9 protein-coding genes are annotated in these 11991 nt (G+C 67.7%); 3 read left to right on the top strand and 6 right to left on the bottom strand.

Annotated features, from left to right (window positions below):
* Nucleotides 1-1871 (top strand): DNA polymerase III subunit alpha (gene dnaE / locus ACFE77_RS14420; RefSeq protein WP_375422342.1); only part of this gene is annotated, 1871 nt, incomplete at its 5' end.
* 254 nt (nt 1872-2125) lie between these two features.
* Nucleotides 2126-3718 carry a long-chain fatty acid--CoA ligase gene (locus ACFE77_RS14415; RefSeq protein ID WP_375422344.1) on the top strand — a complete coding sequence of 531 codons (1593 nt, stop codon included), beginning with the start codon at nt 2126-2128 and terminating at the stop codon, nt 3716-3718.
* 314 nt (nt 3719-4032) lie between these two features.
* Here ACFE77_RS14415 and ACFE77_RS14410 read toward each other — a convergent pair whose 3' ends face one another.
* From ACFE77_RS14410 to ACFE77_RS14385, 6 genes are all read right to left on the bottom strand, one after another.
* Entirely contained in the window at nt 4033-4224 is a 192-nt protein-coding gene (locus ACFE77_RS14410; protein WP_375422341.1) for a hypothetical protein, read from the bottom strand.
* A 67-nt stretch (nt 4225-4291) separates the two neighbouring features.
* On the bottom strand, nt 4292-5362 hold the full coding sequence (locus ACFE77_RS14405) for a PA0069 family radical SAM protein (RefSeq protein ID WP_375422340.1): 1071 nt from the start codon (nt 5360-5362) through the stop codon (nt 4292-4294).
* A gap of 49 nt (nt 5363-5411) precedes the next feature.
* Complete coding sequence (locus ACFE77_RS14400) at nt 5412-6836, bottom strand: phospholipase D-like domain-containing protein (RefSeq protein ID WP_375422339.1); 1425 nt, start codon at nt 6834-6836, stop codon at nt 5412-5414.
* A 321-nt stretch (nt 6837-7157) separates the two neighbouring features.
* Nucleotides 7158-7685, bottom strand: coding sequence for a molybdenum cofactor biosynthesis protein B (gene moaB, locus ACFE77_RS14395; protein WP_375422338.1), 528 nt, complete (start codon nt 7683-7685; stop codon nt 7158-7160).
* On the bottom strand, nt 7675-9519 hold the full coding sequence (locus ACFE77_RS14390; RefSeq protein WP_375422343.1) for a lytic transglycosylase domain-containing protein: 1845 nt from the start codon (nt 9517-9519) through the stop codon (nt 7675-7677). Before ACFE77_RS14390 ends, moaB begins: the two co-directional genes overlap by 11 nt.
* Before the next feature lie 8 nt (nt 9520-9527).
* The gene (locus ACFE77_RS14385; RefSeq protein WP_375422337.1) at nt 9528-10256 is read right to left on the bottom strand and encodes a uracil-DNA glycosylase; all 729 of its coding nucleotides are present in this window, start codon (nt 10254-10256) and stop codon (nt 9528-9530) included.
* A 129-nt stretch (nt 10257-10385) separates the two neighbouring features.
* On the opposite strand from ACFE77_RS14385, the gene ACFE77_RS14380 reads away from it, so the two are divergent.
* Nucleotides 10386-11991: electron transfer flavoprotein-ubiquinone oxidoreductase (locus ACFE77_RS14380; protein ID WP_375422336.1), on the top strand; the 1606-nt coding region annotated here is incomplete at its 3' end.

The raw sequence follows: 11991 nt of genomic DNA, 5'->3' as shown, positions 1-11991 counted from the left end.
TCGACATGAAATATGTCGAGGGCGCCGGGCTGGTGAAGTTCGACTTTCTCGGCCTGAAGACGCTGTCGGTCCTGCAAAAGGCGCTGAAGCTGCTCGCCAAGCGCGGCATCGTCGTCGATCTCGATGCGCTCGAATGGGAAGACGAGGGCGTCTATGCGCTGCTCCAGAAGGGCGACACCGTCGGCGTGTTCCAACTCGAATCCGAGGGCATGCGCCGCACGCTGGCGGCGGTCCGCCCTTCCAATTTTAACGACATCATCGCGCTCGTCTCGCTCTATCGCCCCGGCCCGATGGACAACATCCCCAGCTTCGGCCGCCGCAAGAACGGGCAGGAGCCGATCGCCTATCCGCACCGGCTGCTCGAACCGATTTTGGCCGAGACCTACGGGATCTTCGTCTATCAGGAACAGGTGATGCAGGCCGCGCAGGTGCTCGCCGGCTTCAGCCTGGGCGGCGCCGATCTGTTGCGCCGCGCGATGGGCAAGAAGGTGAAGGCGGAGATGGACGCCCAGCGCGCCGGCTTCGTCGAGGGATGTGCGACCGTCAACGGCATCAAGCCGGCCGAGGCGAACGCGCTGTTCGACCTGATCGACAAGTTTGCGGGCTACGGCTTCAACAAGAGCCACGCCGCCGCCTATGCGCTGCTCGCCTATCAGACCGCGTGGCTGAAGGCGCATCACCCGCACGAATTCTACGCCGCGTCGATGTGCTACGACATGGCGCAGACCGACAAGCTCGGCATCTTCGTCGACGACGCGCGCCGCATGGGGATCGCGCTGCTCGGCCCAGACATCAACGCCAGCGGCGCCGAGTTCGACGTCGAGGCCACCGGCCGCGATGAGGACGGGAACGAGTTGCTGGCCGTGCGCTACGCGCTTGCGGCGCTGAAGTCGGTCGGCGAGGGCGCGATGGACAAGCTGGTAGCAGAGCGCGACGCCAGCGGCTCCTTCCGCAGCCTCGACGATCTCGCCACCCGGGTCGATCCGCGGTTGATCAACAAGCGCCAGCTCGAGACCCTCGCCGCAGGCGGCGCGTTCGATTCGATCGACGCCAACCGTGCCGGCATCCATGCCACCGCCGAGACGATCCTCGCGGTCGCCGCACGCACCCATGAGGGCCGGACCAGCGGGCAGGGCGGGCTGTTCGGCGCGGCCGATGTCGCGGGCGACACGATCAAGCTGCCGCAATCGGTCCATTGGACGCTGGCGCAGCGGATGGAGCAAGAGAAGGAGGCGTTTGGCTTCTACTTCTCGTCGCATCCGGTCGATCGTCACGCCCATCTCGCGCGGATGCACGGCGCGCGGCAGTTCACCGCGCTCGGCGAGTTGCACATCCCCGACAACGGCACGCGCGCGGGCGCGATGATGGCGGTGCTGGTCGAGGATGCGCGCTGGCGCACCTCCGCGCGCGGGCGGCGTTACCTGATGGCGACGATGTCCGATGCCAGCGGCCAGTTCGTTGCGACCTGCTTCGACGATGCGGTCGCCAAGGACCTTGAGGACGCCGCACGAGCGGGTGGTTGCGGCCTTGCAACCGTCGAACTCGATCGCCGACCAGGCGAGGACACCCCGCGGGTGTCGATCAAGCGCATCCAGCCGTTCGAGAGCCTCGCCTCCACCGCGCGGTTCGTCGTCGAGATCGTCGTCCATGACGCCACCGCCTTTCCCGCGCTCGGCGGCCTGCTCGCAGACCACCGCGGCGCCCGGGGCGAGGTCCGCGTCCGCACCCGGCTGGCGGGGGGCGAGGCGACGATGCTGCTCGGCCGCGACTTCCTGCTCGACGGCGAGCTGGCGGGGCACCTCGAACGCCTGCCGGGCGTCGAAAGCGTGACGTTCAAGACATCGGAGACCCGCCTGCAATTGGTGGGATGAGCCCGGACGCCCCGCTCCCACCTCCACCCCGGCGAAGGCCGGGGCCCAGGTGGGAGACGCCGATTGGCGATTGCTGCGCTTCATTACAGCAACCTTCCCACCTGGGCCCCGGCCTACGCCGGGGTGGTAGCTAGCGAGGTTGGGCTCGCCGCCCACCACCGCAACATTTCCTCACACCCACGGGATTGCCCCCAGGCGTCACTCCCGCCATCCTGCATAGGGTAGGCGCAACAACGCGCCGCGAGAGGATGACCATGCTGGGCGGAATGCAGGATTTCGAACTTCGAGTACCCCGGCTGATCGATCACGCGGCGCGCGAGCACGGCCGGCGCGAGCTCGTCAGCCATTGGGCCGACGGTCGCCAGACCCGCACCGACTGGGCGGGCGTCGCGCGCGATTCGCGCAAGCTCGCCCAGGCGCTCGAACGGCTCGGCGTCCGTCCGGGCGACCGCGTCGCGACGCTGGCGATGAACCACGCGCACCATCTCGTCGCCTGGTACGGCGCGATCGGGATGGGCGGCGTCATCCACACCATCAACCCGCGGCTGTTCGACGAGCAACTGGTATACATCGCCAACCATGCCGAAGATCAGGTGCTGTTCTACGACGTCGCGTTCCAGCCGATCGTCGATCGGCTCCGGGCGCAATGGACGAGCATCCGCCACTTCGTCGCGTTCGACGATCTCGGCCCCGACGGCTTCGCCGCGCTGATCGACCGCGAGGACGGCGATTATGCCTGGGTCGAGGGCCCCGAGCGCGATCCGTGCATGCTCTGCTACACCAGCGGCACCACCGGCAATCCGAAGGGCGTGCTCTACGAACACCGCTCGACGATGATCCACGCGATGGCAGAGGTCGCGCCCTGGGTGTTCGACCTGTCGCCCTCCGCCGTGGTCCTGCCCGTGGTGCCGCTGTTCCACGCCGCCGCCTGGGGCCTGCCCTTCGCCTGCGCGCTCGCCGGTGCCAAGATCGTGTACTCCGCGGTCAACGACCCTGCGGTGCTGTGCCGCCTGATGAACGACGAGAAGGTCACCCACTCCGCGGGCGTGCCGACGGTATGGCTCGCGATGTTCGGCCATATCGACGCCACGGGCGATCAACCGCGCCACCTCCGCCAGGTTACGATCGGCGGCTCCGCGGCGCCCCGCGCGATGATCGAGCGGATCATGGGGATGGGCGCGACGGTCAAGCATCTCTGGGGCATGACCGAGACATCGCCGATCGGCACCGCGGGCTGCGAACCGCCGCATTGGCGCGACATGACGCATGACGAGCGGCTCGACCTGATCTGCAAGCAGGGCAGCGTCCCGTTCGGCATCGAATTGCGCATCGTCGATGACGAGGGAATCGTGTTGCCGCGCGACGGCGTCGCCGCGGGTCGCTTGCAGGTCCGCGGACCTTGGGTGGTGAAGCGCTATTTCGGCGCCGAGGCCGACGCAGTCGACGCCGATGGCTGGTTCGACACCGGCGACGTGTCGGTGCTCCATGCCGACGGCACGATGCAGATCACCGACCGGTCGAAGGACGTGATCAAGTCGGGCGGCGAATGGATCAGCTCGGTTGAACTGGAGAATGCCGCGATCGGGTGCGCCGGGGTCGCCGAAGCCGCCGCGATCGGCATCCGCCACCCCAAATGGGACGAGCGCCCGCTGCTGCTCGTCGTCCGTAAGCCCGGCGCGACCGTGACCCCGCAGGAGATCGTCGCGCACCTGTCGCAGCACGTCGCCAAATGGTGGTTGCCCGACGCGATCGAGTTCGTCGACACGCTACCGCATACTGCGACGGGCAAGCTGCTGAAGACAGCGCTTAGGGAGCGGTACAAGGATTTTCGGTTGGAGGCGGCATAGGGAGACCGTATCGGGCGGAACGGGAGCGCGCCCTAGTCGCCCGGTCAACCCGGACTGGGCCCTGGATCCCGCTAGCGGGGGGGGATCCGGAATCAAGTCAGCGCTCATTCTTGTGCGACGCATACCTCCTTGTGTCCCCGCGGAGGCGGGGACCCAGTACTGGGCTCCCGCCTTCGCGGGAGCACAAGCGGCGTTGCGCTGCACTATTCGCGTCGGAATGGCATGGAGTTTGGACGTGTCCCGCGTCACGAGTGGAGGATTTGACCTCTAAATGGACAACGTGCGGTGCACACCGCCTCACCAATCGCAAACCCTCAGTCCGCGCCCTTACCGCCCTCGGGATTACCGTCGACGCCCTCGTCACCGGCATCCGCTCCGCCGTCGTCACCGGCATCCGCCCCGCCCTGATACCCCGCATTGTTACCATAGCCCGCACCCGACTCCTCGGGTCCGCCCGTGCCATCCTCTTCGACGGTCTCCGGCTTGCTCGCGTCGTCCTCGCCCATCACTGTCTCCTCGTGCGATAACCGCACCGCACCCTGTCACCAACTCGCCGCACGCGACGACGATCCGCTAGAACAGCTCGCCCTGCGGTCCTTTCGGCGCGCGAAAAAGGTCGGTGCGCAGGTCCATCCGCATGCCATCGAAGCCATGTTTGCGGCACGCGATCCGGAACCGCGTCTTCAACAGCTCCGCCCACGGCCCGCTGCCGCGCATCCGCGAGAAGAAGTCGGGATCGTTGTCGCGCCCGCCGCGCAGCGATCGAATGATCGCCATCACCTTGCCGGCCCGATCGGGATAGTGTTCGTCGAGCCACGCCTTGAACAACGGCGCGACCTCGTGCGGCAGGCGTACGGGTATGTAGAACACGCCCCGCGCGCCCGCCGCCGCCGCGCGATCGACCAGCGCCTCCAGCTCGTGATCGGTGATCGCGGGGATCACGGGCGCGATCGACACGAAGGTCGGCACGCCCGCGTCCGCCAGACGACGTACCGCCGCCAGCCGTTTTTCCGGATGCGGCGCGCGTGGCTCGATCGTCCGCGCGACCAGCGGATCGAGAGAGGTTATCGACATCGCCACCGCCGCGAGCCCCTTCGCCGCCATCGGCGCGAGCAGGTCGATGTCGCGCACCACCCGGTCCGACTTGGTCGTGATCGTCAGCGGGTGGCCGACCTCCGCCAGCACCTCGACGATCGACCGGGTGATCCGCCATTCGCGCTCGATCGGCTGATACGGATCGGTGTTGGTGCCGAGCGCGATCGGTCGCACCACATAGCCGGGCTTGGCGAGCTCGGCGCGCAGCAGCGCCGCAGCGGACGGCTTGGCAAACAGCCGGCTTTCGAAGTCGAGCCCCGGCGACAGGTCCAGATACGCGTGTGTCGGCCGCGCGAAGCAATAGATGCAGCCATGCTCGCACCCCCGATATGGATTGATCGACCGGTCGAACCCGATGTCGGGCGACGCGTTGCGGCTGATGATCGTCCGCGGCGTCTCGGTCGTGACGGTCGTGCGCAGCCGCGGCGCCTCGCCGTCGATCAGGTCGCGTGCGTCGAGCCAGTCGCCATCGGCCTCGTCGTGCGGCAAGCCGAACCGGGCGCTTGCCAGGTTGATCGTCGCACCACGAACCGGACGGTTGGTCGCCATGCCGCCAAGTAACCGATCGATCGGAACATAGCAAGAACGAAGCTATAGATCAGCGTCGCCGCAATCGTCCCCGGAACAGCCCGCGCTTGCTCAGCCCCTCGAACATCTCCTCGGGACCTTCGGGGTCCAGCACCTCGTTATCCGCCAGCCACTTCTCGATTCCCGCGAGATCCTTCGGCTCGTAGGGCCGCAGCGAACGCCCGTCGCCGCGCAGCGACTCGACCGCGCGGATCAGCGAGCCTTGCGCCGCAATCGTTGCCGCGACCGTCTCCGGCGACACGTCGAGATGCTCGCCCAGCAACCGGTGCCGGACGTCGAGGATCGTCGTCGAGGTCGCCGCGTCGTCCGCCAGCACGATCAGGTCGCACTCGGTATCGAGTCGCAGTGACCGGTTGTTCATGTTCGCCGATCCAACGCGCAACTGCTTGTCGTCGACGATCGTCAGCTTGGCGTGAACGTAGATCGGCGTCCCGCCCGCGGTGAACGGATGATACATCCGCAGCCGTCCGTGACGGTCGCGCCGCTTCAGCGCCTCCATCAGCCGCGAACGCGCGGTGTCCATCGCCAGCGGCTCGAGCCAGCCCTGCGCGGTGACCGGATTGACGATCACGAATTCGGGCCCGTCTGGCTCATCCAGCCGCCGCGCGATCGCCTCGGCGATCCGCCGCGATGCGAAATACTGGCTCTCGCAATAGACGTGACGTCGGGCCGCGGCGATCTGGTCGAGGAACAGCGTCTCGATCTGGAGCAGCCCCGCCTCGGTCGGCATCTCAGGCCTAGTCTGCGCGATGCCGATCTCGATGTTCTCGAACATTGGGTCGAGCGCCGCCGGCCAGCAATTGCGCCCGGTGACGATCGGCGCGAGCGTCTCGCCGGTCCCGAGCAGCCAGCGCTCGCGGCAGATTTCCGCAAGCGCCGCAGCGGCCGGACCTGCAACCGCGGTGGTGGCGTCGTGCCACGGCTTGTGCGGCTTGCCGCTCGCGCTCAACCGGCGCGGGTCGTCGTCGCGGTGATCGCACGTGTCCCAGCGCTCGTCGGTCATGTCGATCCCACCGCAAAAGGCGAGGCAATCGTCGATGCACACGATCTTCTGGTGATGCGACGCACCGGTCGGGTGATGCCCGTCGAGCCGCACATGAATGCGCGGATGCCGCATCAGCTTCAGCAGCGAGATCATCGTGGTGCCGCGAAACAGCGACTTGATCGCGCCCAGGTCCCAGCGCAGCAGATAGAGGTTCAACTTGGGGTTGCGCTCGACCAGCCACAGCAGGAAGTCGCCGACCTTGATCGGACCCTCGGTCGCGTCGGCGTCGAGCACGATCCGCGCATCGAAATCCCAGCCGATCAGCATGATCCGCTGCTCCGCCTCGATCAGCGCCTGCCGTGCGACCGCGAAATAGCGCGCCGCGTCGACGATCACCGTCAGCTTGTCGGCACGCGCCACGGCCCGGCAATTCTCGTCGATACGCAGCATCGCCCGCTTCCTAACCTCGCTCAACGATTTAGGCGAGCCGGCAATTGTCGCCGGATCGGGACAGGTGGAGGAGGGGGGGTGGGTAGGGGTTTAACCGTCGACGGCGTCACCTGCCTGCCGAGCGCTTGCCGGCGTCACCTTTCTACCGTCCCGGCGTAGGCCGGGGCCCAGTTGGGAGACGAGCGTAGCCGGGGACGGCGTTCCGTTACCGACGCCCTCCCACCTGGGCCCCGGCCTACGCCGGGGTGGTGATCATACCGGGGTGGCTAGCGAGGCAGGGCGGCTAGCGTAGCGCGCAGCACCGCCGACTTGCCAGCGGAATTACCGCTCCATCAACCGCGGCATCAACTCCACGAAATTACACGGCCGGTGCCGGCTATCGAGCTGCTCGCGCAGGATCCCGTCCCAGCCATCCTTCACCGCGCCCGTCGACCCGGGCAGCGCGAACACATAGGTGCCCTCCGCCACGCACGCACAGGCGCGCGATTGGACGGTCGAGGTGCCGATCTTGGCGAAGCTGAGATACCGGAACAACTCGCCAAAGCCCGGGATCATCTTGGTCGCGACCTGCTCGACCGCTTCGGGCGTGACGTCGCGCCCGGTCACGCCGGTGCCGCCGGTGGTGATGACGCAGTCGATCGCAGGATCGGCGATCCATCCCTGGAGCCGCGCCACGATTCCAGCGACATCGTCACGCACGATAGCGCGGTCGGCGAGGACGTGACCCGCAGCCCCGAGCCGCTCGATCAGCGTATCGCCCGATCGATCCTCGGCAAGCCCGCGGGTGTCGGACACGGTGAGGACCGCGATCCGCACCGGCAGGAACACCGCATCGGGATCAATCGGCACGGACGGCGATCGCCTGGCTGGCGGTCGGTGCGGCGACCGTAGCGGTGCTCGCGCTCGCGCTGCCGCTCGGTCGCGCGTTCATCCGGATCGCACTCGCGCCGGGCAGGCCCGGGAAGCGCGGCCACATGCCCTGCGCCAGCGCGGTCCGGCTGGGCGACGCCTTCTTGCCGTTCTGCGCCTCGTACATCCAATAGTTGCGCAGCACCGTGGTGACGTAGCCGCGCGTCTCCCAATAGGGGATGCTCTCGATATAAAGCAGCGGATCGCCGCCATCGCGGACGATCGCGTTCCACTCGCCGACCGGCTTCGGCCCCGCATTATACGCCGCGATCACCTTGGGGAGCAGCCCGCCGGTCACGCCCGCCATGTCGCGCAGCCGTTCCAGATGCCGCTGGCCGATGTCCATGTTGACCGACGGCTTGGTCAGCGCCGACCGGTCCATCGCGCCGATCCCGCGTTCCCGCGCGAAATCGGTCGCTGCTGCTGGCATGATCTGCATGAGCCCGTACGCACCCGCCGGACTGACCACCTTGTTGCGGAACCCGCTTTCCTGAAGCGTGTGCGCATAGACCAGCGACTTGTCGATCCGCCAGCCGCTGTCGGGCGTCCAGTTTGGCGTCGGGTAACGCGTCTCGGCAGCCGGTATGACGCCTTGCGGGCAGTTATGCGCCAGCCAAACCGTCGTCGCGGGCAGGCTCAGCGCCTCGGCGACGCGGATCAGGCTGGCGAACTCTCGAGGATCGCCGATCCTGGCCTGCTGGCGGATCACGCTATCCGCGAGATCGGTCTCGCCGACCTCGACCAAAGCCGCCGCGACGCGAACATTGGGACGCTTGTCGATAGCCGCCCAATCGCCCGCGACGACGACCCCGCCGCGGCGCGGCTTGTCGCGCATCGCCAGCGTCTGGCGGGCGAGCTGGCCATAGAAGCTTTCGGAGAATTGCGCCGCGGTCTGCAGCCGCGCCTGGATCTTGTCGGGACGCCCGCAGGCCATGTCCGCGCGCGCCGCCCAATAAAGCGCCGCCGCGCGCAGATCGACGTCGCCGGCACGCGCCGCGACTCCCTCGAACCCGTTCTGCGACGCCGCACAGTCGTTCTGCCGCCATGCCGACAAGGCGGTCGTCCAGCGCCCCTGCACCGCCCACTCGCCCGCACCTTCGGCCGCGCGGCCACCGAGCAACCGCGCGCTCGCATCGTCGCCGGTCAGGAAATAGATCCACGCGATCTTCGCCTGCCACTCGGTCAGCGCCTCGGGCGACAGGTCCGGCGTCGCGTCGAGCAGCGCCTGCGCCTCGATCGCCATGTCCGCCTTCACGAAGGGTTGCATCTTCGCGGCGAGATCGGCCGCGACCAGGTCGCTCTTGATGCTCTTGGCGCGGACCCGGCGGGGGGCGCCGTCCTGCCAGATCAGCCGCTGCGCGACCGGCAGCGGCGGCAGGTCCATCGCACCGCGGCTAGCGGCGAGGCGGCTCAATTGCTCGGCTTCAGGCAGCTCGGGGGCTTCGTTGATCAGCTGGACGAGCGGTTCGAGCTCAACCTTGGGCGATCCCTTCGCGGTGAATAGCTCGGCACGCGCGATCGCGTGAAGCGGGCCCGGTTTCATCGCCGCCAGCCCGATCTGCGCATCGGTCCATGCGCCCGCCCGGATCGCCTGGAACACTGCGCGATATCCCTCGCGCTGAGTCGCATCGAGCTGGTCCGGAATGCGATCGCTCTTGATCGCGGGCGCCGCCTCGCCCGCAACGGGAGCGGGGGCAGGGGCCGGAGCAGGTTCGTCGCCGATCGGCGCGGCGAACGCCGGCAGCGGCAGGGCGAGCAGCAGCAGCGAAGCCATTCTGCGGGTCACGCGGACAATCCCCCGATCAGCAACTGCAGGTCCTTCCAGGCTTCGGCTTTCGCCGCGGGCTTCTCGATCAGGAAGCGCGGATGAAAGCTCGCGACCACCTCGGTTTGTCCACCCTTATGGTTAAGTCCGTGCAAACGGCCACGAATAGCTGCGGCATCTGCCCCGAGGATCGCACGGCTCGCCGCATTACCCATCAGCAGCAACCGCTTCGGCGCGACCAGCGCGACGTGGTGCAGCGCGATTGCCGCGAGCCGCGCCTCGACCTCGCCGGGCATCCGCCCGGCCACCGGTCGCTTGGCGCAGACCGCCGCGAGGTGCACCGTCGCCCGGTCCAGCCCAACCGCGGAAAGCATCCGGTCGAACAACCGCCCGACCTGTCCGCTCATCAACATGCCCCCGGCATCGTCGTCGCGATCCGGACAGTCGACAAGCACCATGACCGTAGCGTCATCCGGCCCAGTCGCGATGATCGAACCGCCGCGCCACGCCGCCTCAGGCGCCGCATCGCCGCACCGCCAGGCGAGGAATTCAGCGAGCGACAACGGCATTTCCGCCACCTCGGCCGCGAGTGTGGGCGCCGCCGTAGCAGGGTCCGGCGCGCGCATGGGCGCCGCGAACCAGTCGCGCGGGGCATCCTCGACGAGCGTGTCGACGCCCGCATCGTGCCACCAGTCGAGCGCGCTCGCCGCCGCGGCACCCCAGTCGATTTGTTGATCCGCCCCCACGCTGCCGGTGTCCGCGCAGTTGACGTGGCGGTCAACTTGTCGGATCGGCTTTCAGGACAAGACGTTGCCGGCTCGCGCCCGTCCGATCGCACCCGCGAATCGCGCCGCGCCGCCGGCTCGGGAGGATGTATGAGCGAACGTGAGTCGATGCCCTATGACGTGGTGATCGTCGGCGCCGGTCCGGCCGGCCTGTCGGCGGCGATCCGCCTCAAACAGGTTGCCGCCGAAAAGGGCGCGGAGATCGCTGTCTGCGTTCTGGAAAAGGGCTCCGAGGTCGGCGCGCACATCCTGTCGGGCGCGGTGATCGATCCGCGCGCACTCGACGAACTGCTGCCCGACTGGCGCACCGACGGTTGCCCGATGGCGGAGGTTCCGGTCACCGAGAACCTCCACTGGGTGCTCACGGCCAAGAAGAAGATGACGCTCCCGCATCTGTGGACGCCGCCCTTCCTCCACAACAAGAACACCTACACCGGCAGCCTGGGCAATCTCTGCCGCTGGCTCGCGAACAAGGCCGAGGAGCTTGGCGTCGAGATCTTCCCCGGCTTCGCGGCCGCCGAGATCCTGTTTGACGACGCCGGCCATGTGAAGGGCGTCGCGACCGGCGACATGGGGGTGGCGCGCGACGGCACCCGCAAGGCCGATTACACGCCGGGGCTCGAGATCCACGCTAAATACACCTTCTTCGCCGAAGGCGTTCGCGGACACCTCACCAAGGAGGTGATCCGCACCTTCGATCTGGCGAAGGACAGCCAACCCCAGGTCTACGGCATCGGCATCAAGGAATTGTGGGACATCGATCCCGCGCTCCACCATCCCGGCCGCGTCATCCACACGCAAGGCTGGCCGCTCACCGACGAGGCGAACGGCGGCAGCTGGCTCTACCACCAAGCGAACGGGCAGGTGTCGCTCGGCTTCGTGACGTGGCTCAACTACTCCAACCCCTATCTCTCGCCGTTCCACGAGATGCAGCGCTGGAAGACTCATCCGGAGATCGCCGCGATCCTGAAGGGCGGCAAGCGCGTCAGCTACGGCGCGCGCGCGATCAACGACGGCGGCTTGCAGTCGATCCCGAAGCTCGTCTTCCCCGGCGGCGCGCTGATCGGCTGTTCCGCGGGCTTCCTCAACGTGCCGCGGATCAAGGGCACGCATACCGCGATGAAGTCCGGCATGATGGCCGCCGAGGCCGCGGTCGACGCGATCCTCTCGCAGCGCGAGCATGACGAGCTCGCCGCCTATCCCGCGGAGTTCGAGACCAGCTGGGTCAAGAAGGAGCTGTCGATCGTCCGCAACGTCGTGCCGCTGGTCAAGAAGTTCGGCGATTTCGCCGGCTCGGCGCTCGCGGGCGTAACGATGTGGCTCGAATATCTCGGGCTCAAGATGCCGTTCACGATGAAGCATCACCCCGATCACACGACGTTGTGGCGCAAGGATCTCGTCAAGCCGATCGTCTACCCCAAGCCCGACGGCGTGCTGACCTTCGACCGGCTCTCCTCGGTGTTCCTGTCGAACACCAACCACGAGGAGGACCAGCCGGTCCACCTCACGCTGCGCGATCCCGACATCCCGATCGGCTACGACCTGCCGATGTACGACGAACCCGCGCAGCGTTACTGCCCGGCCGGCGTCTACGAGGTGGTCGGCGAGGATACCGGCGATCCCAAGTTCGTGATCAACGCGCAGAACTGCGTCCACTGCAAGACCTGCGACATCAAGGACCCGACCCAGAACATCA

Origin of the sequence: uncultured Sphingomonas sp. (assembly GCF_964243315.1) — a bacterium.
Lineage (GTDB): Bacteria > Pseudomonadota > Alphaproteobacteria > Sphingomonadales > Sphingomonadaceae > Sphingomonas.
This window is presented reverse-complemented; position numbering and strand designations above follow the sequence as displayed.

Bases quoted from the DNA above. Each gene is read 5' to 3' on its own strand.
- ACFE77_RS14400 (WP_375422339.1), bottom strand. From the start codon at position 6,836: ATGCTGCGTATCGACGAGAATTGCCGGGCCGTGGCGCGTGCCGACAAG.
- ACFE77_RS14405 (WP_375422340.1), bottom strand. From the start codon at position 5,362: ATGGCGACCAACCGTCCGGTTCGTGGTGCGACGATCAACCTGGCAAGC.
- ACFE77_RS14410 (WP_375422341.1), bottom strand. From the start codon at position 4,224: ATGGGCGAGGACGACGCGAGCAAGCCGGAGACCGTCGAAGAGGATGGC.
- ACFE77_RS14415 (WP_375422344.1), top strand. From the start codon at position 2,126: ATGCTGGGCGGAATGCAGGATTTCGAACTTCGAGTACCCCGGCTGATC.
- ACFE77_RS14390 (WP_375422343.1), bottom strand. From the start codon at position 9,519: ATGGCTTCGCTGCTGCTGCTCGCCCTGCCGCTGCCGGCGTTCGCCGCG.